Annotated in this window: 27 protein-coding genes and 2 pseudogenes; 15 read left to right on the top strand and 14 right to left on the bottom strand. The window is 62.3% G+C overall.

What is annotated here, in order from left to right; all coding sequences use genetic code 11:
* Positions 1-419: IS5 family transposase (locus ACNPAA_RS11780; protein WP_417891784.1), on the top strand; the 419-nt coding region annotated here is incomplete at its 5' end.
* A 151-nt stretch (positions 420-570) separates the two neighbouring features.
* Complete coding sequence (locus ACNPAA_RS11775; protein ID WP_201871818.1) at positions 571-1,026, top strand: EF-hand domain-containing protein; 456 nt, start codon at positions 571-573, stop codon at positions 1,024-1,026.
* Positions 1,027-1,105: 79 nt separating this feature from the next.
* Here ACNPAA_RS11775 and ACNPAA_RS11770 read toward each other — a convergent pair whose 3' ends face one another.
* The 5 genes and pseudogenes from ACNPAA_RS11770 to ACNPAA_RS11750 all read right to left on the bottom strand — a co-directional run bounded on the left by ACNPAA_RS11770 (position 1,106) and on the right by ACNPAA_RS11750 (position 5,033).
* A complete protein-coding gene (locus ACNPAA_RS11770) occupies positions 1,106-1,630 on the bottom strand; it encodes a thioredoxin domain-containing protein (RefSeq protein WP_201871819.1) in 525 nt (174 codons plus the stop codon).
* 3 nt (positions 1,631-1,633) lie between these two features.
* A pseudogene (locus ACNPAA_RS11765) lies at positions 1,634-1,768 on the bottom strand (DsbA family protein); the annotation flags it as partial.
* 36 nt (positions 1,769-1,804) lie between these two features.
* On the bottom strand, positions 1,805-2,545 hold the full coding sequence (locus ACNPAA_RS11760; RefSeq protein ID WP_201871820.1) for a DsbA family protein: 741 nt from the start codon (positions 2,543-2,545) through the stop codon (positions 1,805-1,807).
* Between the two features lie 10 nt (positions 2,546-2,555).
* Positions 2,556-4,598, bottom strand: a complete 2,043-nt coding sequence (locus ACNPAA_RS11755) for a protein-disulfide reductase DsbD family protein (protein WP_201871822.1) — start codon at positions 4,596-4,598, stop codon at positions 2,556-2,558.
* A gap of 54 nt (positions 4,599-4,652) precedes the next feature.
* Positions 4,653-5,033, bottom strand: coding sequence for a hypothetical protein (locus ACNPAA_RS11750; RefSeq protein WP_201871824.1), 381 nt, complete (start codon positions 5,031-5,033; stop codon positions 4,653-4,655).
* A gap of 163 nt (positions 5,034-5,196) precedes the next feature.
* Here ACNPAA_RS11750 and ACNPAA_RS11745 point away from each other — a divergent pair, with 163 nt between their 5' ends.
* From ACNPAA_RS11745 to pspG, 4 genes are all read left to right on the top strand, one after another.
* A complete protein-coding gene (locus ACNPAA_RS11745) occupies positions 5,197-5,925 on the top strand; it encodes a 1-acylglycerol-3-phosphate O-acyltransferase (protein WP_039039739.1) in 729 nt (242 codons plus the stop codon).
* A gap of 206 nt (positions 5,926-6,131) precedes the next feature.
* Complete coding sequence (pspA, locus tag ACNPAA_RS11740) at positions 6,132-6,794, top strand: phage shock protein PspA (protein ID WP_010672795.1); 663 nt, start codon at positions 6,132-6,134, stop codon at positions 6,792-6,794.
* A gap of 2 nt (positions 6,795-6,796) precedes the next feature.
* Positions 6,797-7,003 (top strand): PspC domain-containing protein, encoded by a 207-nt coding sequence (locus ACNPAA_RS11735; RefSeq protein ID WP_010672796.1) that lies wholly within the window; start codon positions 6,797-6,799, stop codon positions 7,001-7,003.
* 47 nt (positions 7,004-7,050) lie between these two features.
* On the top strand, positions 7,051-7,269 hold the full coding sequence (pspG, locus tag ACNPAA_RS11730; RefSeq protein ID WP_052814381.1) for an envelope stress response protein PspG: 219 nt from the start codon (positions 7,051-7,053) through the stop codon (positions 7,267-7,269).
* A gap of 50 nt (positions 7,270-7,319) precedes the next feature.
* Here pspG and ACNPAA_RS11725 read toward each other — a convergent pair whose 3' ends face one another.
* On the bottom strand, positions 7,320-7,655 hold the full coding sequence (locus tag ACNPAA_RS11725; RefSeq protein ID WP_052814382.1) for a GIY-YIG nuclease family protein: 336 nt from the start codon (positions 7,653-7,655) through the stop codon (positions 7,320-7,322).
* Entirely contained in the window at positions 7,652-8,545 is an 894-nt protein-coding gene (gene rarD / locus ACNPAA_RS11720) for an EamA family transporter RarD (protein ID WP_010672799.1), read from the bottom strand. The genes ACNPAA_RS11725 and rarD overlap by 4 nt, the downstream gene beginning before the upstream one ends.
* A 102-nt stretch (positions 8,546-8,647) precedes the next feature.
* On the opposite strand from rarD, the gene ACNPAA_RS11715 reads away from it, so the two are divergent.
* Positions 8,648-9,238, top strand: a complete 591-nt coding sequence (locus ACNPAA_RS11715) for a uracil-DNA glycosylase family protein (protein ID WP_010672800.1) — start codon at positions 8,648-8,650, stop codon at positions 9,236-9,238.
* Here the strand turns inward: ACNPAA_RS11715 and ACNPAA_RS11710 are convergent.
* A complete protein-coding gene (locus tag ACNPAA_RS11710; protein WP_041214395.1) occupies positions 9,235-10,092 on the bottom strand; it encodes a DMT family transporter in 858 nt (285 codons plus the stop codon). The two genes, ACNPAA_RS11715 and ACNPAA_RS11710, sit on opposite strands and share 4 nt — an antisense overlap.
* A gap of 91 nt (positions 10,093-10,183) precedes the next feature.
* On the opposite strand from ACNPAA_RS11710, the gene ACNPAA_RS11705 reads away from it, so the two are divergent.
* A complete protein-coding gene (locus tag ACNPAA_RS11705) occupies positions 10,184-11,101 on the top strand; it encodes a LysR substrate-binding domain-containing protein (protein WP_042014956.1) in 918 nt (305 codons plus the stop codon).
* A 104-nt stretch (positions 11,102-11,205) separates the two neighbouring features.
* On the opposite strand, the gene znuB is transcribed toward ACNPAA_RS11705, so the two are convergent.
* Positions 11,206-11,985 carry a zinc ABC transporter permease subunit ZnuB gene (gene znuB, locus ACNPAA_RS11700; protein ID WP_010672803.1) on the bottom strand — a complete coding sequence of 260 codons (780 nt, stop codon included), beginning with the start codon at positions 11,983-11,985 and terminating at the stop codon, positions 11,206-11,208.
* A 9-nt stretch (positions 11,986-11,994) separates the two neighbouring features.
* A complete protein-coding gene (gene znuC, locus ACNPAA_RS11695; protein ID WP_069785617.1) occupies positions 11,995-12,759 on the bottom strand; it encodes a zinc ABC transporter ATP-binding protein ZnuC in 765 nt (254 codons plus the stop codon).
* Positions 12,760-12,853: 94 nt separating this feature from the next.
* Between znuC and znuA the strand changes: the two genes are divergently transcribed.
* Both znuA and ACNPAA_RS11685 read left to right on the top strand, forming a co-directional pair.
* Positions 12,854-13,792, top strand: a complete 939-nt coding sequence (gene znuA / locus ACNPAA_RS11690) for a zinc ABC transporter substrate-binding protein ZnuA (protein WP_201871828.1) — start codon at positions 12,854-12,856, stop codon at positions 13,790-13,792.
* Positions 13,793-13,868: 76 nt separating this feature from the next.
* Positions 13,869-14,543, top strand: coding sequence for a transglutaminase-like cysteine peptidase (locus ACNPAA_RS11685; RefSeq protein ID WP_039039731.1), 675 nt, complete (start codon positions 13,869-13,871; stop codon positions 14,541-14,543).
* Here the strand turns inward: ACNPAA_RS11685 and ACNPAA_RS11680 are convergent.
* Both ACNPAA_RS11680 and ACNPAA_RS11675 read right to left on the bottom strand, forming a co-directional pair.
* Positions 14,538-15,480, bottom strand: a pseudogene (locus ACNPAA_RS11680) (TAXI family TRAP transporter solute-binding subunit). The gene ACNPAA_RS11685 and the pseudogene ACNPAA_RS11680 overlap by 6 nt on opposite strands.
* On the bottom strand, positions 15,477-16,778 hold the full coding sequence (locus tag ACNPAA_RS11675; protein WP_043152912.1) for a LapD/MoxY N-terminal periplasmic domain-containing protein: 1,302 nt from the start codon (positions 16,776-16,778) through the stop codon (positions 15,477-15,479). Before ACNPAA_RS11675 ends, ACNPAA_RS11680 begins: the two are co-directional and overlap by 4 nt.
* A 270-nt stretch (positions 16,779-17,048) precedes the next feature.
* On the opposite strand from ACNPAA_RS11675, the gene mepM reads away from it, so the two are divergent.
* On the top strand, positions 17,049-18,386 hold the full coding sequence (gene mepM, locus ACNPAA_RS11670; RefSeq protein WP_417891783.1) for a murein DD-endopeptidase MepM: 1,338 nt from the start codon (positions 17,049-17,051) through the stop codon (positions 18,384-18,386).
* A 63-nt stretch (positions 18,387-18,449) separates the two neighbouring features.
* Here mepM and ACNPAA_RS11665 read toward each other — a convergent pair whose 3' ends face one another.
* Entirely contained in the window at positions 18,450-19,394 is a 945-nt protein-coding gene (locus tag ACNPAA_RS11665) for a D-2-hydroxyacid dehydrogenase (protein WP_043152907.1), read from the bottom strand.
* Between the two features lie 161 nt (positions 19,395-19,555).
* Between ACNPAA_RS11665 and ACNPAA_RS11660 the strand changes: the two genes are divergently transcribed.
* From ACNPAA_RS11660 to ACNPAA_RS11650, 3 genes are all read left to right on the top strand, one after another.
* Positions 19,556-20,137 (top strand): YjaG family protein, encoded by a 582-nt coding sequence (locus tag ACNPAA_RS11660; RefSeq protein WP_042864483.1) that lies wholly within the window; start codon positions 19,556-19,558, stop codon positions 20,135-20,137.
* Positions 20,138-20,363: 226 nt separating this feature from the next.
* Entirely contained in the window at positions 20,364-21,707 is a 1,344-nt protein-coding gene (locus ACNPAA_RS11655) for a potassium channel family protein (protein ID WP_043152903.1), read from the top strand.
* 237 nt (positions 21,708-21,944) lie between these two features.
* On the top strand, positions 21,945-22,544 hold the full coding sequence (locus tag ACNPAA_RS11650) for a Yip1 family protein (protein ID WP_029314835.1): 600 nt from the start codon (positions 21,945-21,947) through the stop codon (positions 22,542-22,544).
* Positions 22,545-22,658: 114 nt separating this feature from the next.
* Here the strand turns inward: ACNPAA_RS11650 and ACNPAA_RS11645 are convergent, their stop codons facing one another.
* Entirely contained in the window at positions 22,659-22,991 is a 333-nt protein-coding gene (locus ACNPAA_RS11645) for a hypothetical protein (protein WP_039039727.1), read from the bottom strand.
* 383 nt (positions 22,992-23,374) lie between these two features.
* On the opposite strand from ACNPAA_RS11645, the gene ACNPAA_RS11640 reads away from it, so the two are divergent.
* A complete protein-coding gene (locus ACNPAA_RS11640) occupies positions 23,375-24,868 on the top strand; it encodes a histidine-type phosphatase (RefSeq protein WP_052814390.1) in 1,494 nt (497 codons plus the stop codon).
* The last annotated feature ends 43 nt before the right edge of the window (positions 24,869-24,911 follow it).

Here is a 24,911-nt window from a genome sequence, read left to right as displayed (position 1 = left end):
TGGAGACGGTGGCGGATAACGAGGTGTTACCGACGTTGCTCAACCCCTTACGACGCAAGATAAAACAGGTCAGCGCCGATGGTGCGTATGACACCAAGGCCTGTCATGCGCTACTGAAGAAGAAGGGGGCGAAAGCCACCATACCGCCGAGAAAAAATGCGGCACCGTGGGAGGAAGACCATCCCCGCAACGAGGCGGTGACGGCGCTCAAGGCCGGTGAACTGAAGCAATGGAAGAAAGACTCCGGCTATCACCAGCGCTCGATAGCCGAGACCGCCATGTACCGGTTCAAGCAACTCATCGGGCCAACGCTGAGCCTGCGGAACTACAACGCCCAGGTGGGCGAAATCCTGGCTGGCGTGAAGGTGATGAACAAGCTGATAGGGCTTGGTATGCCTGTTCGCCAGCCAGTGAATTGAGTGGTATCAACGGGTTGGGGAACGGCCATCCAGCGACGGATTTGATCAACAACGCCCCTCGGGACTACACTACAGGAGGCGCCAGGCGTTGCCCTGGCGATCTTCAGCAGGACTCGGCCATACCGAGATCCTTACCAAGGAATGAACAGCCATGCTCAAATTTTATCTTCTGCCTATGGTACTGCTTGGCGGCTTCGCCATCGCCGCCGATGAGAGCATCGATGAGCCCTTGATGTTCATCAAGGGAGACATCACCAAGGCCCAGTTCATGGAAAGAGCCGAGCAGCGTTTCGCCCGGCAGGACAGCGACAAGGATGGCACCTTGTCGGTGGCCGAGAGAGAGGCCGCCATGGCCAGGATGCAAGAGGCAATGCAGCAGTCAGGCAAGGCCATGCCGGGCAAGATGGGGAACATGGGCAACATGGGCAACATGGGCAACATGGGCAACATGAGGCCGATGCAGGACACCACCAAGGCGCAGTTCATGGAACGCCATGAGGCCGTCTTCACCAGGATGGACAAGAACGGGGACGGGGTGCTCGACGAGGCTGAGCGAGCCAGTGTCAGGGGGCGGCTCGGGCAGGGAGCCATGGCGCCCGCGCAATAGGGCGGCTAGCCAGTCTCCAGATGAAAAAGAGCCCGGTAGCGATACCGGGCTCTTTGTTGTCTTGGCATGGCGTGCGGGGTTACCTGCGGGCCCACAGCAGCCGCAGCCTGAGTCCCCAGGCGCTGCTCCAGCCGGTGGTGCTGCTCACAAGCTTCCCATCCTTGATGACGAGAAAGGTCGGCGTCACCCCCACCTGCCAGCGGGTGGCCAGATCCCCCGACTCGTCGTTGTGGGTCGGGAAGGTCAGTCCCTTCCTGGCCATCCCCTTGCCAAGCTGCTCTGGGTTGCCGGAGCGCAGGGCCACCGTCAGCACATTTTCGCCCTCCTGCCAGAGCTGCTCCACCGTGGGAGTGGTGAAGCGGCACACCCCGCACCAGCTGGCCCAGTAGTAGACCAGCAGGGGCTTGCCGCGGCTCTGCTCGGCCAGCGTGGTGGTGGTGCCGTCCTGCAGGGTGAAGGGGGCCTCCATGGCCCCCGCCGGCAGCGTGGGGCTGCGCCACAGATCCACCAGGGTGGTGATGACGAGCGCCATCAGCAGCAGCCAGAGCGCCTCCTTGCCCCAGCGGCGCCAGCGGGGGGCCTTTATGCCTGCATCCTCGGCCATGGCTTAGCTCCGCTTGGCCAGCTCGGCTTTGACCAGCTGCTCCAGCTCGTCATAGGGAATGGCACCCGGCACCAGCTGGTTGCCGATAAGGGTCGCCGGGGTGCCTTGCACGCCCAGCAGGGTGCCGATGCGCAGTGCGCAGTCGGTGTGGTCGCAGCTCCATCAATGGCCTCCTCATGCCCGCTTGGCCAGCTCGGCTTTGACCAGCTGCTCCAGCTCGTCATAGGGAATGGCACCCGGCACCAGCTGGTTGCCGATCAGGGTCGCCGGGGTGCCTTGCACGCCGAGCAGGGTGCCGATGCGCAGGCTGTTGCGCAGCTCTTCGGTGGCCTTGCCTGCGGGCTTGAGGGTCAGGTTGTCGGTGGCGGCCAGCGCCTTGTTGATGTCCGTCTCGGTCAGCATCCCCTGCTTGCTCATGAGCTTGTCGTGCAGGGGGAGGAAGCGGGCAGGATCCTGTTGCCACAGGGTCAGGCTGTACTGGGCCGCCTTGGCGGAGGTCTGCCCCTTGAACGGCAGCAGCTTGATCACCAGCCCCAGATCGTCCGGATAGGCCGCGAGCAGCTTGGCGACCGCCGGGTCGAACTGCTTGCAGTAGGGGCAGTTGTAGTCGGTGAACAGCACCAGGGTCAGCTTGGGATGCTTGGCGCCGAGGCGCGGGCTGGTGGGGCTGTTGAACAGCACATCCTGGTTGCCCTTGATGAAGTCACCCATCTGGGCCTGCTGGGTCGCGGCGTTCTGTTTCTCCCAGGATTCGGCTGCCTCGTCGAGGATCCCGGGGTTGGCGATCAGGGTCTCGCGAATGAGCTCCTTGATGCGGGCCTCCTGCTCCGGGGTGAAGGGGGCGGCGTGCAGCGTGGGGGTGCTCAGGGTGGCGGCGACCAGGGCAGTGCAGAGGGTCAGGGTTCGCAGTCTCATGGCATTCTCCTTAGAAATGGGTGGCATCGGCCTGAACGAGGCCGGCCTTGTGCAAGCTGTCGAGCAAGTCGGCCTTGTCCAGCAGGGGAGAGAGGATCTCTCCCTCTGGCAGGCCGGGCCCGTAGATCTGGTTGAAGGGCACGGCGGCTGCGCCGCGCTGGCGCAGGAAGGCGGAGATGGCGTCGCTCGGCCGGCTCCAGTCGCCACGCAGGGCCACTACGTCCGGGGCCATCAGGGCGCTCTGCACCTCGTCACGCAGCAGCACGTTGTACTTGTTGGCCTTGCAGGTGACGCACCAGTCGGCGGTGACGTCGACGAAGACCCTCTTGCGCTGGGCCAGCGCATCGACGATGGCCTGCTCGGAGAGCGGCTGCCAGGCGATGCGATCGACGCTGCCCGACCCCTGCGTCGTGAGGGCGCCCCCCAGCAGCAGGGCGCCGCCGATGAGTGCCGAGAGAGAGAGGGCCAGCGTGAAACCGCGCATGCCATAACGCCAGAGGATGCCAATCAGCAGCGCCAGCAGCATGGCGGCCATCAGCCAGCCGGTGGCCGTGCTGCCCAGATGGTTGCCAAGCAGGCTCGCCAGCCAGAGGCTGGAGCCCAGCATCATCAGCCCGAGCAGGATACGCAGCCGCCCCATCCAGCGGCCCGGTTTGGGCAGCCAGAGGGCGAGGCGCGGCAGGGCCGCCACCAGTAGCCAGGGCAGGCTCATGCCAAGGCCGAGCGCCGTGAAGATGAGCCAGAGCTGGCCGAGGGGCGCCGCCAGCGCAAAGGCCACCGCAGTGCCGAGGAAGGGGGCCGAGCAGGGGGTGGCCAACAGGGTGGCGAAGCTCCCCTGCAGGAAGTGGCCACCGAGCCCCTTGCCGCCGCTGGTGGCGAGGCGAGTGCTGAGATTGCTGGGCAGACGGATCTCGAACAAGCCCAGCAGGTTGGCGCAAAACAGCAGGGTCACCGCCACCATGAAGCCAATGAACCCGGCGCTCTGGAACTGGATCCCCCAGCCGACGGCACCCTGAGTCGCGCGCAGCAGGCTGCTCATGGCCGCCAGCACCCAGAAGGAGGCAATGATCCCGGCACTGGCGGCGAGGAACTGCTTGCGCACCTGTCGCTGTTCGCGCGCCTGCTGCTGCAGCACAGTGCCCAGTTTCAGGGCCAGCACCGGCAGCACGCAGGGCATCAGGTTGAGGATGAGGCCGCCGAGCAGCGCCGCCCCCAGCAGCCAGATGAGTGGCTGGCCTGGGGCCGGCAGGGCGAGAGGTCCGGCGATGGTGGCGCTGGTCTGCCAGGCTTCATCGCCGCTGCCGAGCAGCAGGCCGAGGGATTGGCCACGCAAGTCAGGGGCATCCCCCTGCCAGCCGTCGCTGACCGGCACCCGGGCGATCAGGGTGTTGCCGCTCACCTCGAGCGCCGGCTTGCCGAACTCGGCTCCCTCCAGCGCATCGATGAAGAGCGCTGGCGCCTGCCAGCCCTCTGCCCGCTCGGCGCGCAGCTGCAGCTGGTTGTGCTGGTAGCCGAGTTCGACCCGGGTGTCGGCGGGCAGCGTTTGCGGCAAGGTGCTCATGGCCTGGGCCCAGGCGAAGTCGAAACCGGCCGGCGCCTGCCCATCTGCCGCCAGGGTGAAGGGATAGTCGGTCAGGATGCAGACGTTGCTGCAGGTGGAGAGGCGCAAGGTGCCCTTGAGTGGCTGCCCGGCGGGGTAGTCCAGGCTCAGGGGGAAGCGTACCCGCTCCTGATAGCCCTGGGTGCTCAGTCCGGCCACCTCGAAGGGGCGCGGCGTGGGCCAATGCCACTGGAAGTTGCCGACCGGCTGCTCCCACAGGATCTGGGGCGCTATGCCCCCTTCACCCGGGCTGCGCCAGTAGGTTTTCCAGCCGGATTCGAGGGCCACCTCGAGCAGGATGCGGGTCTGGTCAGGGACGCTGCGGTCGGCTTGCAGCCTGACCTTGGCGTGATCGTTCTGGGGGCTGGTGAGCCAGCCCGTATCGCTGGCCAATCCAGTGGATTGCCACAGCAGGCAGCCCAGCAGCAGGCTCGCCTTGAAGAGAGTTGACATAGATGTTGTCTCGCAAAAAATGAATGACAGCAGGCTGAAAAAGCGCGGCTGAACTCATTCCCGCCAGACACAGAGGGTGAGGTGAAGTCGTCGTTCGGGAGGCGAAACGGCCCGTGGCGGCGGCAGTGGCGGCGTGTAGCGCCAGAGCGGGGCCAGCAACGCGATGAGCAGGGCCACCGCAAAGAACAGTTGCTCGAGGCAGAGCAGGGTGGTGGCGCTCAGCCACTTGCCGTTGAGCTGGCAGCTGTTGGGCTGCGGGCTGGCGGGCGTGCCCTTGTCGGCCTGGTCGTCGGCTGAGGCGAACTGGGGCAGGGCCTGACAGCTGATGGCGTGATCGAGCAGGGCTAGCCGGGCCAGCGGCTGGGCAGCGCAATTGAGCACCAGCAGGCAGACCAGCAGCAGGAGTCGTGTCGCCGCGCGTTGTTGCAAAATCATGCTCGCCCCGTTCATCAAGATGGCCACATCCTAGCGGGCAATGGCGGGTGGGGCAAGCCGGGGTGGCCGGTGACGTCCGGGGCTGGTCGGTTCTGTCTGGCGAACGCTTGTTCGCTAAAAGGGGGACCAGTATACTGCGCCGAGTCAAATTCCGAGGTGTTCGATGCTCAAACTTGCCCGTGTGCTGCTGCTGGCACTGCTGCTCGTCTTCTGGTTCCTGTTCGGCCTGTTGCTTTGTCTGGTGCGCCCGCGCCACCCGAACAACGTCTATGTCTTCGCCCGTATGTATCATGCGGTCTGCCCGCTGATCGGCCTCAAGGTCCGGGTGACGGTGGCCGACGAGGTCAAATCGGTGGGGCCGGCGGTCTACGTCTGCAATCACCAGAGCAACTACGACATCTTCACCGTGACCGGCGCCGTGCAGCCCGGCGTGGTGGCGGTGGGCAAGAAGAGCCTGTTGTGGCTCCCCTTCTTCGGCCTCATCTTCTGGCTCTCCGGCAACGTGCTGATCGACCGCTCCAACCGCTCCCGCGCCATCGGCACCATCGGCCAGGTGGTGGATCGCATCAAGCATCGCGGCACCTCCATCTGGATGTTCCCGGAGGGGACCCGCTCCCAGGGGCGTGGTCTGCTGCCGTTCAAGGCGGGTGCTTTCCACACTGCCGTCCAGGCCGAGGTGCCCGTGGTGCCCATCGTCTGCTCCAGCTATTTCGGTCAGGTCGATCTCAACCGCTGGGACAACGGCGAGGTGCTGCTGGAAGTGATGGCCCCGGTGTGCAGCAAGGAGCACGGCGCCGCCGGCATCCGCGAGCTCTCCGACACCTGCCGGGAGAAGATGGAAGCCAAGCTGGCGGAGCTGGATGGCAAGCTTGGCCATCGGCCGGCGGCCTGAGCCCGGTTGCAGAGAAGAGAGGGAGCCGCTGGCTCCCTTTTTTATTGGTGAAAATCACCATCTTGTTGGTTTTTTTCACCACTCAGTATCCGGTGAACATCCATCGTTAACTTTCATCTAATTGTAAATAAAGGAAAAAATATTCTGGCACGGCTCTTGTAATGTCATGGGAAGAGAGTGACACCCCATCAACAAGGAGCCAGACCATGAGCGTATTCAGCCGCCTGACCGACGTGATCAATGCCAACCTGCACAGCCTGCTCGACAAGAGCGAAGAGCCGGAGAAGATGCTGCGGCTGATGATCGAGGAGATGGAGCAGGTCCAGGTCGAGATGAGAACCCAGGCCGCCCGCGTCATCGCCGAACAGAAACAGCTGGAGCGCCATCAGCAGGCGCTGCGCAACCAGATCCAGGAGTGGGCAGCCAAGGCCGAACTCGCCATCCAGAAGGGCCGCGAAGATCTGGCCCGTGCCGCCCTCACCGAGAAGCTGGCGGAGATGAAGCAGTGCGAGCGGCTGGAAGAGGACAAGGCGCGGGTGGCCGAAGTGCTTGCCCAGCTCACCGCCGACAGCGAGCGACTGGCGGCCAAGCTGACCGAGGCGCGGGAGAAGCAGAAGATGCTGACCCTGCGCGAGCAGACCGCCCACAGCCGCATCCGCGCCCGTGCCCAGGTGGACAACCAGCGCATGCACGAGCTGGTGGCCCGTTTCGACGGCTTCCAGAACCGGGTCGATCAGCTGGAGGCCCAGCTGGAGGCGGCGACCCTGGGGCAGAATCCCTCCCTCGAGGCCCAGTTCCGCGAGCTGGAGCTGAACGACGAGATTGAGCGGGAACTGGCCCGGCTCAAGGGTCAGAAGGTGGAGGCATAACCATGACACCCTGGCCCAAGGATCTCGCCCATCGCAAGCTGACCGGGGTCTGCGCCGGTCTTGCCAGAGGGCTGGGGGTGTCCAGAGTGACGGTGCGGGTGGTGGCCCTGCTCGCCCTGATCCTGATGCCACCGCTGGCCCTGGCGCTCTATCTGGTGGGGGTGCTCGTCATGCCTCCCCGCCGTGAACTTCAACGCTGGCTGGGGTGATCTCCGGATCGCCCCGTCGGCAAGTGCAAGCCCGTGAGGAGCACAACATGCTGGAATTTATCGTCTTGATCCTGGTGCTGATCGGCATGGCGCTGACCGGATTCACCGTGCTGGCCATGCTGCTGGTGAGCGGGGTCTTCGTGCTGTTTGGCGCCCTGGCCGGCATGTTTGCCCTCATCATCAAGCTGGCGCCCTGGTTGCTGGTGGTGCTGGTGGTGTGCTGGCTACTCAACAACAGGCGCAAGCAGTCGAACACCTACCGTTAAGCCCCCCTGATTTCGCATCCTTCCTTGGTCACTGCTTGCAGTGGCCCTTTTTATGGGGGCGACACAGGGTCGGTGTGCGGGGTGGCAAGCCAGGAAAGGCTCCAGCCGTGCCACAGCGCCGGCTCGTGTACCAGGCGCTCCTTGAACGCCTTGCTCTGCTGCTTGAGGCGGTACTCGAGGCGCAGCGCCTCGGGTTTGCCGGGGACTTCCTGCTGCCATACCAGGGAGAGGGGTCCCTTGCCGCGCAGGGCTCTGGCCCCCTTGCCGCTCTGGTGCTGACGCAGTCGCCGCTCGGGATCCGTGCTGATCCCCGCATAGAGTGCCCCGGTGCCGGTGCGCACCAGATAGACAAACCAGCGGGAGGGAGTGGTGGTGGCGAGGGTCATGAGGTGCGCCACCTGGCCCGCTGGCGCCCAAGCCGGTGCAGGGGCAGCAGGCTCACCAGCAGGCCGGCCCAGACGAAGGCAAAGCCCACGGATTTCACCGGATCCGGGATCTCGCCAAACCAGAAGAGGGCGAGCAGGAAGGCGAGGCTCGGCTCTATGTATTGCAGCAGCCCCACCGTGCTCATGGGCGTGCGCGCCACCGCATAGCAGAACAGCCCCACCGGCAGCAGGGTGGCGGGGGCACTGCCCATCAGCAGCAGTCGCTCGGTCCAGTCACCGGCCATAAACTGGCTGGTGCCCTGCAAGGTCAGCCAGCCGATGATGAGAAGGGCGACGGGCAACTGCACCAGGGACTCCAGATAGAGGCTGGTTCCGGCGTCCAGTCTCACCTTTTTCTTGATGAGGCCGTAGAGGGCGAAGTTGGCCCCCATCACGAGGGAGAACCAGGGCAGCTGGCCGTAGGAGAAGAGCATATAGGCGAGCCCCGCCAGGGCGAGCGCCACCGCCAGGTGTTTTTGCGGGGTGAGCTTCTCTTTGAGGAAGAGCACCGCAAAAGCGATGTTGAACAGCGGGGTCATGAAGAAGGCGAGGCTGGTGGCCAGCACCTGGCCCGTGGTCAGGCACCAGGTGAACATGCACCAACTGATGGACATCACGGGGCCCGCCAGCAGCACAAGGCCGAGCTGCCGGGGATCGCCGCGCAGGGCCCCCCAGGGCACCCGCTGGCCGAGGAGCAGAAGCAGGCCTCCCAGCAGCACCACGGACCAGAGCACCCGGTGGGAAAGCAGTTCCCACATGTTGATCTCGGGCATGAACTGGTAATAGAGGGGCAGCATGCCCCACAGCACGAATGAGAGGGCCGCGCTGCCGGTGCCCATCCAGTTCTTCATCTCTCTCCGTTTATTAAACTAAACAATGGCGGCTGCATGATAAGTATCCGCCGCCCCTTTCACAAGCGGGAGCGGGGAGAAAACTCTGGTACTATCTGGCCCATGAACCGACTCGATCCCCTGTTTGAACAGATCCGGGCCTGCCGCCTGTGCGAGGCCCACCTGCCGCTCGGCCCAAGGCCGGTGATCCGCGGCAACGAGCGCGCCCGTCTGCTCATCATCGGCCAGGCCCCTGGCACCCGGGTACACGCCAGCGGCATCCCCTGGGACGATCCCTCCGGCGATCGGCTGCGCTTGTGGCTCGGGGTGGACAAGGCCACCTTTTACGATGAATCCCGCATCGCCATCATGCCCATGGGGCTCTGTTACCCCGGCAGGGGCAAGTCGGGGGATCTGCCGCCGCGCCCGGAATGTGCCCCCACCTGGCACGACAAGGTACTGATGCTGCTGCCCAACATCGAGCTGACCCTGCTCATCGGCCAGTATGCGCAGGCTTACTACCTGAGGGCGGCGGCGAAAGGATCGCTCACCGAGACGGTGCGACACTGGGCGGACTATGGCCCGGCCTGGTTGCCGCTGCCGCACCCGTCCCCGCGCAACACCCTCTGGCTCAGGAAGAACCCCTGGTTCGAGCAGGCAGTGATCCCCCATCTGCAGCAGAGGGTCGCCCCCCTGCTTGACCCGGCAGGCTAGAGCGCCGGCTCGGCCTGGGGCTTGGGCTTGCTGCGGGCCATGGCGACCAGCGGCAGTATGATGCACAGGCACCCCAACAGCAGCGGCAGCCCCGGCTGTTCGTCAAACAGCCAGACCCCGATGGCGACCGCCATCAGCAGCCCGGTGTACTCCGCCGAGGCGATCTTGCTCGCCTCCGCCTTGCGATAGGCCATCACGCACAGCCCCGCGTAGACCATGATGAGCGCCGAGGAGCCGAAGGCGGGCCACCACATCTGCCATTGCCACTCGCCCCCTTCCCACCAGGCCAGCGCCAGGATGAAGGGCATGCTCAGCACATTGGTGAAAAACAGGGTCTGGGCGATGGGCTGCTGGAGCGGGATGCGCTTGATCAGCAGGTTGTTGACCGCCAGAGAGAGCGCCACCCCGAGCGCCGCCAGGGCGGCCCAGTTTACCTCGGTCGGGCGCAGCACGATGAGCACCCCGACGAAGCCGAGCAGCGCCGTCAGCACCTTCTGGCGCGAGAGTGCCTCCCCCGCCAGCCAGACCGCGAGCGGCACCATCAGCAGCGGGGCGGCATAGAAGAGGGCGTTGGCGGTGGCGAGCGGCAGTCGGGTGAGGGCGACCACCATCAGGCAGACGCCGACGGCCCAGATGTGGGCCCGCAGCAGGTGCCACTTGAGGGCTACCGGCGGGTTGCGCCGCCAGGACCAGAGCAGCCAGGGGGTGAGCAACAGGGCCGCGGAGAGCTGGCGGAAAAAGACAAACTGGAAAATGGGCTGGTCCGGCTCCAGCACCTTGACCAGGGCATCGGAGAAGACCGCCACCATGTTGCCGAGCACCAGATAGAGGATGCCTATCCCGACTGCATTCATACCACCTCCAGATTCAGATGAGGGGAGGGTAGCCCGCGGCCTGTTATCCAGTAAAATGATAAAAAATCATCACGCATGAGAAATTTGGATAATGAAGCTGCCCCCCCTGCGCGCCGTTCAATATTTCGAGGTGGTTGCCCGCCTGCTGAGTTTTTCCCGCGCCGCCCTGGAGCTCAATGTGAGCCAGAGTGCGGTCAGTCACCAGATCCGTCTGCTGGAGGATTTTCTGGGGGAGCGACTGCTGCTGCGCCAGGGGCGGCTGCTCTCCCTGACGCCCCAGGGGGAGATCTATTTCGAGGGGATCGCCGCCGGGCTGGTCCAGATTGCCCAGAGCAGCGAGCAGTTGCGCGGTGGAGGCGAGATGCGGGTGCGGCTCGCGGTCTACAGCTCCTTTGCGGTGAAGTGGCTGATCCCTCGCCTGGCCGGGCTGCGCCAGCTCTATCCCGAGCTGGATCTCAGCCTGGAGATGGTGGCGGAAGATCCCGAGCTCTCCGACAGGGTGGCGGACGGTTTCATCACCGTCTCCCCCGAAGGGCCGGGCTACATGCACGATCTGCTCTATCGGGAGCGGCTGATGCCGGTGTGCAGTCGCCGGATGTGGCAGCAGGTGGAAGGGGAGTGGCCCGCCACCCTGTGGCAGTTGCCGCTGCTCTCCATCCAGGCTATCTACCGAGAGAAGGGGGAAGATTGGCGGCGCTGGGCCGAAATGGGGGGGCTGACCATTCCCCCCGAGGCGAGAGTGCACCATTTCAGCCATATCCTGCTCGCGCTGGAGGCGGCGAACTGGGACCAGGGAATGGCGCTCATCAATGACTACATGTTGCAGCCGGAGGATCCGCGTCTGGTGCGGCTGCCCCTGCACGCCCTCGAGACCGGCGACAACTTCTATTTCGTCTTCAAGCGCTCGCGTGCCCATGAACCCGCCATCAGCCGGTTGCGTCAGTGGCTGTGGCAGGAGTCGCAGGCGAGCCTGAGACCCGGGGAAAACGAGCCTCTCAGGCGTGTCTGAACGGGCTGGGGGCCCTATGCAGAATGGACGGCGCAGCCCACGACGAAGGTGTCTGATTCGGGAGGCCTGATGGCACTGGCGAGACCAGGACCATCAGGAGCGGGTCAGGTGCGCTTGAACTGGCTCAGTACAAAGAGGGTGGTGGCGCAGACTACGACCGAGGGACCGGCCGGGGTGTCCTGATACCAGGAGAGGGCAAGGCCCCCCAGCACGGCGAGACAGCCTGTCAGGGCGGCAAAGCCAGCCATCTGCTCCGGGGTCTGGCTGAAGCGGCGGGCGGTGGCGGCGGGAATGATCAGCAAGGAGGTGATGATGAGCGCCCCGACGAACTTCATGGCCACGGCGATGACCAGGCCTATCAGCAGCATCAGCACGCAGCGCAGCACATCTACCCGCACCCCTTCCACCCGGGCCAGCTCTTCCGAGATGGTCATGGAGAGCAGGGGATCCCAGAGCCGCCACAGGGTGAGCAGCACCAGGGCACCGCCGCCGTAGATCCAGAGCAGGTCCATGGGCTGCACCGAGAGCAGGTCGCCAAACAGGTAGGCCATCAGATCCACCCGCACGTTGTCCATGAAGCTCAGGGTGACCAGACCCAGCGACAGGGCGCTGTGGGCCAGAATGCCGAGCAGGGTGTCGGTGGCGACCTGTTGGTTGCGGCTCATGATGACCAGCAGCATCGCCATGGCGAGGCAGCAGACCACGACCGCCAGGGTGAGGTCCACCTGCAGCAGGATGCCGAGGGCGATGCCGAAGAGGCAGGCATGGGAGAGGGTGTCGCCAAAATAGGCCATCTTGCGCCACACCACGAAGCTGCCCAGGGGCCCGGCCAGCAGGGCGATGCCGAGTCCGGCCGCGAGGGCGTATAACAGAAAGCTGTCCACGTGAAGATCCTAGTTGTTGCGAGAGGGCAGGCGGATGACGGGAGCCTGCGGTTCATGATGATGGTGTTCGCCATCGCAGTGGTGATGGTGGGTATAGACCGCCAGCACCTCCCGCTCCGGCCGCCCGAACAGGCGGGCAAATTCCGGGTGGCGGGCCACGCTCTGTGGCTCGCCGTGGCAGCAGACGTGGCGATTGAGGCAGATCACCTCGTGAGTGCTGGCCATCACCAGGTGCAGATCGTGGGAGACCATCAGCACGGCGCAGTGGAACTCGGCGGCCAGCTGGCTGATGAGGGCATAGAGCTCGATCTGGCCCGTGATATCTACCCCTTGCACCGGTTCGTCCAGCACCAGCAGCTCGGGTTTGACCAGCAGGGCGCGGGCCAGCAGCACCCGCTGCATCTCGCCACCGGAGAGCTTTTGCATCCGGTTGTCCAGCAGATCCTGGGCACCGACCCGATTGAGCGCCTCCTCGATGGAGAGGCGGCTGTTCTTGCCAAGTTGCAGGAAGCGGCGCACCGTCAGGGGGAGGGTGGGGTCCAGATAGAGGCGCTGGGGTACATAGCCGACTCGCAGATCGCGGCGGCGGATGATGTCCCCCGAATCTGGGCGGAGCAAGCCCAGCACCAGCTTGCTCAGAGTGCTCTTGCCCGCCCCGTTGGGGCCGACCAGGGTGGTGATTTTGCCTTTGTTCAGGGTAAAGGAGACCTTGTCGAGCACGAGTCGTCCGTCAAATGAGAGACAGACCTCTTTCAGCTCCACCAGTTGGGTCATGACAGCTCCGGGGTTTACAGCCTGTGAGAGTTATAATATAACAGTGACGTTGGTTTGTTATATTATCACACACACACACCCTGACGAGACCTCTATGCGAATTCTTGCTTTGATCACTGCCCTGATGGCGGTGAGTCTGCCTGTCCGTGCCCTCGAGGTGCTGACCACCATCAAGCCCCTGGGCTTCATCGCGGCGGCGATCACCGATGGTGTGAGCGAGCCCGGGGTGCTGCTGCCCACCGGCGCGTCGCCCCACGATTTTTCCCTGCGCCCTTCCGACATGCGCAACATCAAGGAGGCCGATCTGGTGGTGTGGGTCGGTCCCGAGCTGGAAGGCTTCATGGCCAAACCCCTGGCCCAGCATCCTCATGTATTGACCCTGACCCAGGTTCCCGGCATGCCGCTGTACAACTATGCGACCCAGGGGGAACATGACGATCATCACCATGATGACAAGGATCATGACCATGCCGCCCACGACCACGGCTCGCACGACGAGGGCCATGAAGGGCACCACCACGAAGGGGTGGATCCCCACATCTGGCTGGGTCCAACCCAGGCCAAGGTGATTGCCAAGGCGATTGCGACCGAACTGGGCAAGCTGGATCCTGCCAACCAGGCGCGCTATGCCGCCAATCTCGCGGCCTTCGAGGGCAAGGTTGACGCCCTGGACAAGGTGATCGCCGTGCAGATGAAGGCGGTGGATCAGAAGGGCTACTTCGTGTTCCACGAAGCCTATGGATACTGGGAGCGCCACTACGGCATGAGTTCCAAGGGACACTTCACCGTGAGCCCGGAGCGTCGCCCGGGAGCCAAGACGCTGATTGACATCCGCAAGGCGCTGGAAGAGAAAAAGGCGAGCTGCATCTACGCCGAGCCGCAGTTCTCCCCGGCGGTGATCGAGTCGGTTGCCCGCAATACCGAGGCCAAGGTGCTGCTGCTGGACGAAGTCGGCGAGCAGGTGCCTCTCGGTCCGGACGGTTATCCGCAATTCATGCAGCAGTTGGCGGACGCCTTCGCCCAGTGCCGCTAGGCCTTGCCCGACATTGACGATAGAGGCGGCGCGGCCAACTATACTGACCTCCAGCATCTGATATGGAGTGTCAGTCATGAAATGGTTGCTCGTCTCTGCCTGCACGCTGACCCTGCTGGGATCCGGCATACAGGCATCCGGTCTTTCCGAACACATCGCCAGCCCGGAACTCAGGGCAAAAATGCAGGCGGTCTATGGCGCCAGAGCGATCCAGCGGTCCGAGGCCTTCTCTCGGCTGCTGACGCCAAGGGCCGGAACCACGGACCAGCAGAAGCTGGAGTTGGTGAACAACTACTTCAACAACCTGACCTACAGCGAGGATCCCAGACTGTGGGGGGATGATGATTATTGGGCCAATCCGCTGGAGTTCATCGGGGCGAGAGGGGGGGATTGCGAGGACTACAGCATCGCCAAGTACTACACCCTGATGGAGCTGGGGGTCGACGAGAAGAAACTGCGGCTGGCCTATGTGAAGGCACTCCGTTACAACCAGTTCCACATGGTGACGTTGTACTTCTCGACCATCAAGTCAGATCCCTTGGTGCTGGACAACATCAATGGCCGCATCCTGCCGGGGAGCAAGCGCAATGATCTGCAGCCGGTTTACAGTTTCGATGCCAAAAGCATCTGGATCATGAAATCCCGCCGCGAGGGAACCCTGGCGGGGAGCGCCGATCGCCTGGCCCAGTGGACCTCAATGCAGAGCCGGTTCTCCAGCGAGCATCTGCGCTCCCCCCGTCGCCAGCTATAACTTGCCCGCCGCCTTCAACTCCTCGAAATATTTTCCCGCGCCCGGATGCTGTTCGACACTCAGCACCGGGCCTATTTTGTTGCGCGCCTTGTGAAACAGGTTCGCATAGCCATAGGTCTGTTCGTTGAAACTGGTTTGCTGGCTCAGCATGGCCCGGGTCAGCCGATAGACCTCGTCATCGGGAGTGGCGGCATTGGTCACCAGGGTGGCGGCGATGGCGAAGGTGGGGGTTGCCTTGAGGTTGCCCGGGTAGATGCGTGCCGGCACCTGGCTGCGCTGGTAATACCTGACCCCTTTGAGCAGCTGGTCCCTTACGGGCCCCTCGATCGCCAGGAAGCGCACGGCGCAGCGCTTGGCGGTGTCCAGCACGATGCGGTTGGGATGACCCATGACAAGGCCATAGGCATCGATCTGTTTATTGCACAACGCTTCGGAGAGATTGGCGACGCTCTTCAAATCGAGATCTTGCTCCTTTGCGCCCAGAACATTGAACAGGGCCAATGCCGTTTGACGAGTCCCTGAACTCTTCAGGCCCATGTCGATGGGGGCCAGCTTGAGCTGCTCCAGGGTGGTGATATCCCCATCGGCTCGCACCACTATGGTGAAAGGTTCGGCGTGGGTGGCAAAGAGCGCCCTCAGCTCGGGTTGTGGCTGGGCAGCGAAAGGCCCGGTGCCCTGGCTGGCCTGATAGAGCCAGTCGGACTGGACGAGCGCATAGGGTACCTCTCCCGTTTTCAGCTGGCGGAGATTTTCGATGGACCCGGAGCTGGCCTGTAGTTTGCAGGACATCGTGGGGTCACTTTTTTTTGGCCAGTCTGCAGAACTCCTTGATGACCTGATAATAGATGCCTTGCTCCCCCCCTGTGCCTATGGTCATGGTGGTCGCGTGCAGGGTCGGTTGCCACAGCAGGGCGAGCAGCAGCAGCGGGATCCTCATGATGCATTCTCCTGAGTGGCATAACCATCGATGCCCCAACTGCGCAGCATGTCCACATCGCTTACGTCGCCGGCTTCCGCCAGCAAGGTGTAGCCGGAAGCATGGAGGCATTGGGAGAGCAGGTTCCAATAAAGGGGGGACTGGGTGAGCTGGCAACTGATGAAGACAGGTCTGATGGGGTCGAGCCTGGCCAGATTGTCGTTGTTCATCGGGATGTTGCTGAATGCCAGCTCAATCCCCTGGGACTGGAGTGCGGTCAGTCGTTCCTCGGCCAGGGGGGGGAAGATCGCCAGATCCCAGCGCCAGTCCAGCGTCTTACCACGAGCGCTGGTCAGCACGGGGGCAAACTGCGCCCAGTCTGGGTGGCCGAGCAGGCTGAGAGGCAGCTGGAGCCCTTCCGCCTTCTGAGTCAGCCAGTCGTTGAGCAGCCCCCGAATTTCATCCGGCGAACTGTCCGTGGTGGGGGGGTGCTTGGGTAGCAGGCGGCTGTAGAGCCTGATACTCCCCTGAGTGGAGAAGAAATGCTGCTGATAGGTGTTGCCATCGGTGTCGACCAGCCCAACGAGCTTCTGGTGGGTCGGGAGAGCGTCGTGCTTGCCAAGCTGGGTGATCTTGAGCCGCTGTTGCAGCAGGTCCCGCTTGCGTTCAGAGACCAGCTGGTTGATGGAGACAACGACTTCCTGCAATTCGCGAAGCCACGGGGTTGGCAGGTTGCCGCTGAACTGGCGTTTGCGGATCCGGGCCAGTTGCAGACTGATCTGCTCGAGGGGGCGCAGCAGGCGGCGGCACACCCAGGTGATCACCAGGCTGAACACCAGCAGGCCGGCGAGCAGCGCAAGTCCGGTACGACTGATGGCGTTCCACAGATGCTGGTAGGCGTAACCCTTGTGTCCCTCGAGCGTGAGGGTACCGAGAATGCGCCAGCCGTCGGTCAACTCCTGCTCAATCTTGACCGGCGGCATGTCGATAACTGAGGGGAGCCAGCCTGGAACATTTTGCTGTGCGGTGTGGAACACCTTCTGGAACAGCACCTGGCCATCCGGATCCAGCAGAACGACGGAGTTGACGAAGCCTCCGTCGAACATGGCGTTCACTATGGTCTCGGCAAGGACCTTGTCATCGTTGAGCAGAGTGCCCTGCAGCACCAGCCCCAGTGCGGTGATGGCGGTTTCAAGGTTGGCCGACATCTGGTCGAGAATAGACTGTCGTACCGTCGTGATCTCCAGCACGAGCAGCAGCGCGGCGCCGATGGTGAAGAGGATTAGGATGATTACATTTAACAATTTTGCCAATGACATACCCACTCCATGGAGATGTTTTTGCAACATTTTCTGGGCCGGAGAGCACCACAACCGGACTTGGTTCTTAAAAATAGAAAAAAATGGCTGAAAATGACGATCATTTCTGCCCATGCTGGAAGGTTATGCATAAAATGTGAGTTTCGTGCATGGAGCTATGAACTTTTTGTAAGTATTTAGGTCTAAAAGCCAGATATTCGGTTTTCATAATAAAAACTCATAAAAACAGACCCACAACCACCACCCTTAGATCTAATAACAGGATAGCGGATGAAACGTCTCCGTCCCTTGGTAGCCCAGGCTGCCAATTGGGAACCCCCGGTTCCCCGCAAGCATTTCTATGCCATGCTATTGCTCACGGCCATGACGCTGTCAGCGGTAGCCGTATTGCCAGCTCCCGGTGACATCCTGGAGCGGCCACTGCGTCTGGAGTTGCCGATCGCCACCACGGGCACCGCAACCAACGAAGACAACACCGACTTCAACGACATTCCGGATCACGAGCTGGTCGAGTCAGCCGCTCCCGAAGACGACATCCCGGCCGATGCCACGCCTCAATGGCAAGATTACCGGGTTCGCAACGGCGAGAACCTGACCACCATCTTCAACAACTTGGGGCTGTCCACCACCACCCTCTACAAGGTGCTGGATGCGGATGCCAAGAACAACCTGGCGCGTCTCAAACCCGGTCAGACCATCGAGTTGCTGATCGATCAGGACAACATTCTGCAGCAGTTGAAGATCCGCCTGAACATCAAGCAGACCCTGGTGCTGGAGCGTACCGACGACACCTATAGCGCCAACATGCTCAATGAAGAGGTAGAGTGGCAGCAGAAGAGCTATGACGGTGTCATCAACGGCAGCTTCTACGTCAGCGCCCGCAATGCCGGTATCCCGGCCAACCACATCCAGAAGATTGCCAACCTGTTCCAGTGGCGCCTCAACTTCGCCAAGGATTTGAAAAAAGGTGACAAGTTCAAGGTGCTGGTCCGTCAGGAGACGGTCGACGGCAAGAGTACGGGCAATACCCAGTTGCTGGGGGTCGAGGTGTTCAGCCAGGGCAAGGCCGTGTCAGCCTGGTTGTCGGAAGATGGCAACTATTATGACGGTCAGGCAAACAGCCTGGAGCGCGGCTTCCGCCGTTATCCGACTCACAGCCGTTACCGGGTCAGCTCCAGTTTCAACCCGAATCGCCGTCATCCCATTACCGGGCAGGTCCGGCCCCATGAGGGGACCGACTTTGCCCTGCCGGTAGGCACGCCCATCATGGCGACCGGTGATGGTGTGGTCCTCAAGGCAACCAGCCACCCGCTGGCAGGCACCTATGTCGTGATCAAGCACGGCCGTACCCTGATGACCCGTTATCTGCACCTGAGCAAGCTGCTGGTCAAGCCGGGCCAGAAGGTGAAGATGGGTGACAAGATTGCCCTCTCCGGCAACACGGGCCGCTCCACCGGTGCTCACCTGCACTACGAGGTGCGCATCAACAACCGCCCGGTGGATCCCATGAAGATCAAGCTGCCGATGGCGGAGCCGCTCTCCGGCAAGGAGAAGCGTCAGTTCCTCGCCAAGGTGAAGAGCTACCGCAAAGAGATGGAGGCGGGCTGAACGGCTCCCTCCTGACGAAAAAGGCCCCGCCAACTGGCGGGGCCTTTTCATTGCAGAACGGCTTCAATAACCCTTGTCAAAGTCGATCCTGCCGTCCAGCTGCTGACCATCGATGAAGCGGATGTAGTTGCGGATGAAGATCTGGGCCACATCTTCCGGGAAGCTGTAGGCGCTGTTGTGGGGCGTCACGATGAGATTGGGCTGGTGCCAGAGCGGGCTGTCAGCGGGCAGGGGTTCCTGCTCGAACACATCGAGCACCGCCATGGCGGGCTTGCCGGCTTGCAGTGCCGCCAGCAGATCCCCCTCATGGACGGCATTGCCCCTGCCGACGTTGAAGAAGATGGCGCCCGGTTTGCAGTGGCCGAAGCGTTCGGCGGTGAAGAGATGGCGTGTCTCGCGGGTGGCGGGCAGCACGCTGACGATGACATCGGCTTGGGCCAGCATCTTGTTGAGTGCCGGCAACTGGTACACCTGATCGAACCCGGCACGCTCACGGCCACTGTGGCTGATGCCGAGCACCCTCATGCCAAAATGTTTGCCGGTGTGGGCGATATGCTGCCCTATGCTGCCGGTGCCGAGCAGCAGCAGCGTCTTTCCCTTCAAGCCCTGATAGGGATGGCTCTGCCAGACGCCCTGTTGCTGCTGCTCGCGATAGAGTGGCAACTGGCGGGTCAGGCTGAGCAGATGGCCGAACACATACTCGCTCATCAAGGGGCCGAAGATGCCGCGGACATTGGTGAGCAGGTAGTCGCGGCGGCAACTGGCGTCCAGCAGCACATCGACCCCGGCATAAGTCGACTGGAGCCAGCTGAGCTTGCCGGCCTTGGCCAGCAGCGGCTTGGCCCGGGCAGGCTCGGCCATCAGGATATGAGCGTCACCGATAAGCTGTTCGGCCTCGGCCTGATTGTCGGCCCGAAGAATGTGCAGATGGGGAAGATGGGCCGCCTTGAGCAGGCGTTCATAGTGGCTGTTGTCCTGACTCAACAGCAGCAGGGTACGTTGGCTCATACTCTTGTTCCTTATCGTGTTTATGGCAAGGCGAGAGGGATGCTGTCTCCATCTTACCCCAGTTGATCGGGCAAGATAGTCGAGCAGGGCGCTTTTTCATTTTTAGACGGGGCCCTCGTGGGCTACAATCTGCCCCACATTTTGCAAAGGATCCGACTCCAGTGTTTGGTGACAAGTTTTATAAGCGACTGGCCGAGCTGCAGCCCTGGCAGCAAACCGTCTATACCCTGGCGCTGGCAGAGCGCATGTACCCCAACTATGTGCTCTTTACCCAGGCTTCCGGTTTCGGGGATGCGAGGGCATTCCGTCACGCGCTGGATCAGATGTGGAACTACCTGACGGTCAAGGGATCCCGCGTCAATCTTGGTGCCATTCTGGAAGCGTTTGAAGTCTACATTCCCGATCCCCGCAAGTTTGAATCCTACGGCGCCTATCCGGCACTGGACGCCTGCGTGGCGCTGGGTTGTGCCTACAACTCGGTGATCTGCCGGGTGGGGGAAGAGGCCAACGACGCCAGCCATGCGTCTGTCGGCACGGTCGCCGGCTTCATCGAGATGCTGGAAGAGCGGGATCTCAGCGATGAGGAGCTCTATGAGCACGAGTACATGGAGGCCGAGCTGGAGTTCCAGGTCGAACTGCTCAAACGGGTGGCCCATGAACGGGACAGCGATCGCATCCTTGCCATTCGCGCCTTCGCGGCCCAGGACGGCGTCTCCAACATCGGCATCAGCCTGGAGGCGTAACGCCATCGCGTACTGCCCATAAAAAAAGCTCCCGGTCGGGAGTTTTTTTTATCTCTGAGCGTTCATTTTTTTGGTGTGTGAGAAAGCATTTATGCATTTTTTTCAAATGGTTAACTTTTTTTCTCCTGATTCTTAGGGGCCATTCGTTGCTGTTGTAAGCTCGCTTCTATTGGTTGCACTTGACAGAGAATCACCGACGAGAACATCTCCATTACTGAGGTCATCTATGAATGCAACAGAGCTTTGGCAGCTTTCCCCCGAGCAATTCAACGAGTGGCGGCGTGAGAACGATTATCCCCGTATCTGGGCGCTGCTGGTGGCGTCGCTGCCCCATTTCGACGACTGGATGGCGGAGCAGAAGATAGAAAAAAGCGTGATCTTCCAGATCGGCATCGCCCGCTTCATCAGCTCCCGCTGCGTGTTGAGCCTTTGTGTCTACATGAGCGACGACAAGGTCCGCCTGTATGAGAGCGCCTCGAGTGCACTGGAATCCCTGCGCAAGAGCGGCCTCATCCGCTCGGAGACCCGTTTCGAGCCTTACAGCATGTGGCTGGCGGGAAAACATGGCAATGACGAGGTGAAACGGGTGCAAAGCCTGCTTTCGGTCTCGGAGAACAACAAGGGGGAGGCCCAGGTGCTGGGCAAGCATCGTCTGCTCAACATCGGCGGTGTTACCCTCAAAAGCCCCATCATCTCCGGCCGGTTGCTCGATTTTACCTGTCTCGACGAGCTCTCTCTCGATGGGGCCGTCAACAACTCCAAGGTTTATCTGTGGCACTGCTCGGCCAAGGGGGTCAGGGTCAATGGCGGGGTGATCGGGCTCGATCTGTTCGACTCCCTGCTGTGGGACCACAGGGCCTGGGCCAAGAAGCGGGAGCTGGCGCTGGAGGACGGGGTCTTTCAGGACTTCACCATAGAGTGCGAGGAGATCCGCTTCCACTCCTCCCGGGCGGTGCTGAAAAACTTCAGCGTCAGCGCCAAGAACTTCGATGCCACCATGGAGCACACCAACCTGGACAAGGTGGAGGTGGTCTACAACGACAATGGGCGGATCGACCACAACGAGGCGAGCAAACTCTATCGCAATGCCAAGCGTCTCTTCTCCAGCGTGGGTGACACCGTCGACGCCGGCGAGTGCTACTACAAGGAGAAGCTGCACGAGATGAAGTCCCTGGCGAGCCCGCGGGAGCTGTTCCGGGAGCGCTGGTTGCGCAGCGGTCCGATGACGAAGTGCTGGCTCTCCCTGTTGTGCTATCTCAAGTGCGCGGGCAAGTTCATCAGCTTCATCACCTGGGGGTTTGGGGAGCGTCCCATCAGAAGCCTGCTGATGTCGATGGGGGTGATCCTGCTGGCGACCCTGACCTATTTCCTGGCACCGGAGTCTGCAACCCACGGCCATCTGGGGCGCTCCCTCTATTTCAGCATCGTCACCTTCGTGACCCTGGGTTATGGGGACATCTCCCAGACCTCCTCGCCGCTGCAACTGCTGTCGGCCATCGAAGCCTTCTGCGGCATGTTCCTGACCGGTCTCTTCCTCGCGGGTTTTGCCTCGAAAACCAAGCAGTATTGACGGGAGTGCCGGCGGCGGGTGCCATCAGTGCCCGCCTCCGGTGCCCTCCTGCTGTCTTCCCATTCCTCCCGGCTGGCTCGGCGACCCTGCTTGACGCAGCGGCGGTGGAGCGACTTTATTTAAAGTCATCGCATGCCATGGCAAGCGATGGCGCCACCAGCGCCCGGACATGACGCAATCAGAGGAGAAAGCCCGGTATCGATCCGCCAACCACCGATGTAGAGAAGGAATAACGCTATGATATTGAATCACTTATGGGGATTGTATGCCCATCCCCACACCGAATGGCATACCATAGACGAGCGGCACGACAGCTTCAGAAACAGTCTGACCCACATCCTGCTCGTGGCCCTTATCCCTCCCATCTGCGCCTACTATTCCGCCGTTCACATCGGCTGGAGCATCGGGGTCGGCGATCCCATCACCCTGACCGCCAACAGCGCATTCAAGCTGTCGGTCGCCATGTACGTGACCCTTATCATCGGCGTGTTGGCACTCTCCTATCTGGTGCACTGGATGGGGCATACCTTCGGCTCGGATCCCAGCTACACGACCTCGCTGGAGCTGGCGGCCTACACCTCCACGCCACTCTTCATGGTGGGCTTCTCCGCTTTCTTCCCGCATCTCTGGTTCGTGATGCTCATCGGTTTGGTCGGGCTGACCTATTCCGTCTACCTGCTCTATATCGGCGTGCCCATCCTGATGCACATCACCAAGGAGCAGGGATTCATCTACGCCAGCTCAGTGGTGACTGTCGGCCTGGTGTTGCTGGTCTGCGTGCTGGCTGCCACGGCCATCCTGTGGGGATCCGGCTTCGGTCCCGTCTTCACCCAGTAGCCGTGCGTGCCGACGGCAACGACGACAAGGGCGCCTTGATGGCGCCCTTGTCGTTGATCTCTCGCCTGGTCGGCGTGTCTTTGCCAGACCCGGGAGGGACGTCGTCTGCGTTGATCAGCGGGGATTGCCGCTGCCGATGCCGAACGGGATGCGGTAATCGCTGCTCTGATCGCCGAGGCTGACGGTCAGGTTGCCTTGGGCGCGGCTCGGGATCTGTACCTGCTGGGTACCCATCAGGTTGGCGTGGACGGAGGCCACCAGATCACCGGATTCATCGCGCACCTCCAGCATGGGGTTGGCCTTGCCAGCCATGGCGGCGCTGGCATGCCAGTTCACGAACAGCACACCCGGGGTGGCGTTGAAGTCGGCGGGGACGGAAGCCTGGGCAACACCGGCACTCATCAGGCCTGCAACGGCCAGCATCTTGATCACGTTTTTCATGTTCATTCACTCTCTTGGTTTTTATGTCATTGGCAAGGCCTGACAGGCCTGCATCAATGCATCCTTGCAAGAGGTCATTCAAATGGTGTGTTGTTTTGTCACGGATGTTTGTCACCCATGTGTATGGGGGACTGCCATGAACGACCAGTTGTTTTGCGGCTTGGCGCTCCTGCCTAAGCGATGCGTGAATATTAAGCGCCTCACCCGGTCATTGTTAGCGAGATAAACTGGCCTACATGTTCAAAAAATATGAATGATTTTTTTGTGGGGGGACATAGACGGGTTGGAGGGTGTTCACCCTTCCGGAGAGAGGTGCATGTCCCAGACCTGACACCGGATTGTCACATCCGGTGCGTACTGTGCGGCTTCATTTTCACACTGGTTCAAGGATGACTATGTTTCGCGTCTCTTCCCTTGCCGCCTGCGTGGCGGCCACCCTGCTGAGCGGCTGCAATTCGGGCAATGACTCCTCCTCGCCCGCCGTCGGCGACTATCAATACAGCACCAAGGCGGTCTATGCCGCCCGTCAGGCAATGAACAGCTATGAGGTTGCCCCTGAAGGCTTTAGTCCCGTCTTCACCGAACTGGTGGCACGCCATGGCTCCCGCTCGTTGTCGAGCCCCAAATACGATGTGCTGACCAAGCTGGTGTGGGAGGAGGCCGCAAGACAGGGGGCCTTGACCGAGCTGGGCCAACGGCTCGGCGCCAAGGTGGACGCCGTCACGGCCGCCAACCAGACCCTCGGCTATGGCCTGCTGAGTGCGCTCGGCAAGGAGGAGCACGCCAACCTGGCGACCCGGCTCGCCGAACGGCTGCCCACCCTGCTGACCACTGAATCGACTCCCCTCTGCCTCAAGGTCGAGACATCGGGCAAGGATCGCGCCAACGAAAGCGCCTACTTCTTCATGCAGAGCCTGGCCAAACGGGTCTCTCTGGTGACGGACAGCCCCGACTGTTACGTCAGCCAGGAGAACCCTTCCGAGATCGACAAGGGGCTGCGCAACAAGTTCGAGCTCTACTTCCACAAGACCGAGCCACAGGGGGAGTACACCCGGTATCTGCCCACCTTCCAGGCCTATCAGGCCTTTGTCGGGGACGAAGACAACGGGGTGGCTCCCGCTCCCGAGCTGACCGAGGCCCTCGATGCGCTCAAGGCCCTGCCCAGGACCCGGGTGATGGCCCGCGAGATGCTCGAGCGTCTCTACAGCAAGGCCTTCGTCGACGAGCTGGCCGCCGGGGTGGATTATGTGGCGGTGAACCCGGAAGACGGCGGCAAGACCCATGTGCGCGACGAGGTGGACGCCGCCCTCATGCTCTACAACCTCTTCATCATCGGCCCGGGGATGATCCGGGAGGCGCAGGCACAAGGCGGGTCCTGGGATCTCGAGCAGTTCATCACGCCAGAGGAGTCTGCCTGGTTCTCCTACCTTTCCGATGCCGAGGACTTCTACGAGAAGGGGCCGAGTGTTGCCAGCCAGAGCGCCACCTACGCCGTGGCCCAGCCCCTGCTTGACGGCCTCTTCAACGAGGTACAGACCCAGGTGGTGGAAGAGGCGGGCGAGCATGTCGCCAAGCTGCGCTTTGCCCATGCGGAGACCCTGATCCCGCTGGCGGCCCTGATGAAGCTGGCAGGGAGCCGCCAGAGCGCCCAGCCCGGCGTGTTGATGAGCCAGGAAAACAACGAATGGCGTGGCGGCTGGGTCTCTCCCTATGCGGCCAACATCCAGTGGGATGTCTACCGCAACGAGGCCGGCCGGGTGCTGGTGAAGATGCTTTACAACGAGAAGGAGCTCGCCTTCAAGGCAGGTTGCGCCCCCATTGCGGTGGGCAGCTTCTTCTATGACTTCGGCGAGCTCAAACGCTGTTACGACTACTCGTCCTGACGCGCTCGTGCCATCCCCGGGGCCGGTCATCGCCGGCCCCGCG

This window comes from Aeromonas sp. PS2Canimalfood6 (genome assembly GCF_048276795.1).
Classification (GTDB): Bacteria; Pseudomonadota; Gammaproteobacteria; order Enterobacterales; family Aeromonadaceae; genus Aeromonas; species Aeromonas caviae.
The sequence above is the reverse complement of the archived record's forward strand: the minus strand, read 5'-3'. Positions and strand labels throughout refer to the sequence as shown.

Coding starts and splice junctions, on each gene's coding strand:
- ACNPAA_RS11775 (WP_201871818.1), top strand. CDS start 571: ATGCTCAAATTTTATCTTCTGCCTATGGTACTGCTTGGCGGCTTCGCC.
- ACNPAA_RS11770 (WP_201871819.1), bottom strand. CDS start 1,630: ATGGCCGAGGATGCAGGCATAAAGGCCCCCCGCTGGCGCCGCTGGGGC.
- ACNPAA_RS11760 (WP_201871820.1), bottom strand. CDS start 2,545: ATGAGACTGCGAACCCTGACCCTCTGCACTGCCCTGGTCGCCGCCACC.
- ACNPAA_RS11755 (WP_201871822.1), bottom strand. CDS start 4,598: ATGTCAACTCTCTTCAAGGCGAGCCTGCTGCTGGGCTGCCTGCTGTGG.
- ACNPAA_RS11750 (WP_201871824.1), bottom strand. CDS start 5,033: ATGATTTTGCAACAACGCGCGGCGACACGACTCCTGCTGCTGGTCTGC.
- ACNPAA_RS11745 (WP_039039739.1), top strand. CDS start 5,197: ATGCTCAAACTTGCCCGTGTGCTGCTGCTGGCACTGCTGCTCGTCTTC.
- pspA (WP_010672795.1), top strand. CDS start 6,132: ATGAGCGTATTCAGCCGCCTGACCGACGTGATCAATGCCAACCTGCAC.
- ACNPAA_RS11735 (WP_010672796.1), top strand. CDS start 6,797: ATGACACCCTGGCCCAAGGATCTCGCCCATCGCAAGCTGACCGGGGTC.
- pspG (WP_052814381.1), top strand. CDS start 7,051: ATGCTGGAATTTATCGTCTTGATCCTGGTGCTGATCGGCATGGCGCTG.
- ACNPAA_RS11725 (WP_052814382.1), bottom strand. CDS start 7,655: ATGACCCTCGCCACCACCACTCCCTCCCGCTGGTTTGTCTATCTGGTG.
- rarD (WP_010672799.1), bottom strand. CDS start 8,545: ATGAAGAACTGGATGGGCACCGGCAGCGCGGCCCTCTCATTCGTGCTG.
- ACNPAA_RS11715 (WP_010672800.1), top strand. CDS start 8,648: ATGAACCGACTCGATCCCCTGTTTGAACAGATCCGGGCCTGCCGCCTG.
- ACNPAA_RS11710 (WP_041214395.1), bottom strand. CDS start 10,092: ATGAATGCAGTCGGGATAGGCATCCTCTATCTGGTGCTCGGCAACATG.
- ACNPAA_RS11705 (WP_042014956.1), top strand. CDS start 10,184: ATGAAGCTGCCCCCCCTGCGCGCCGTTCAATATTTCGAGGTGGTTGCC.
- znuC (WP_069785617.1), bottom strand. CDS start 12,759: ATGACCCAACTGGTGGAGCTGAAAGAGGTCTGTCTCTCATTTGACGGA.
- znuA (WP_201871828.1), top strand. CDS start 12,854: ATGCGAATTCTTGCTTTGATCACTGCCCTGATGGCGGTGAGTCTGCCT.
- ACNPAA_RS11685 (WP_039039731.1), top strand. CDS start 13,869: ATGAAATGGTTGCTCGTCTCTGCCTGCACGCTGACCCTGCTGGGATCC.
- ACNPAA_RS11675 (WP_043152912.1), bottom strand. CDS start 16,778: ATGTCATTGGCAAAATTGTTAAATGTAATCATCCTAATCCTCTTCACC.
- mepM (WP_417891783.1), top strand. CDS start 17,049: ATGAAACGTCTCCGTCCCTTGGTAGCCCAGGCTGCCAATTGGGAACCC.
- ACNPAA_RS11665 (WP_043152907.1), bottom strand. CDS start 19,394: ATGAGCCAACGTACCCTGCTGCTGTTGAGTCAGGACAACAGCCACTAT.
- ACNPAA_RS11655 (WP_043152903.1), top strand. CDS start 20,364: ATGAATGCAACAGAGCTTTGGCAGCTTTCCCCCGAGCAATTCAACGAG.
- ACNPAA_RS11650 (WP_029314835.1), top strand. CDS start 21,945: ATGATATTGAATCACTTATGGGGATTGTATGCCCATCCCCACACCGAA.
- ACNPAA_RS11645 (WP_039039727.1), bottom strand. CDS start 22,991: ATGAACATGAAAAACGTGATCAAGATGCTGGCCGTTGCAGGCCTGATG.
- ACNPAA_RS11640 (WP_052814390.1), top strand. CDS start 23,375: ATGACTATGTTTCGCGTCTCTTCCCTTGCCGCCTGCGTGGCGGCCACC.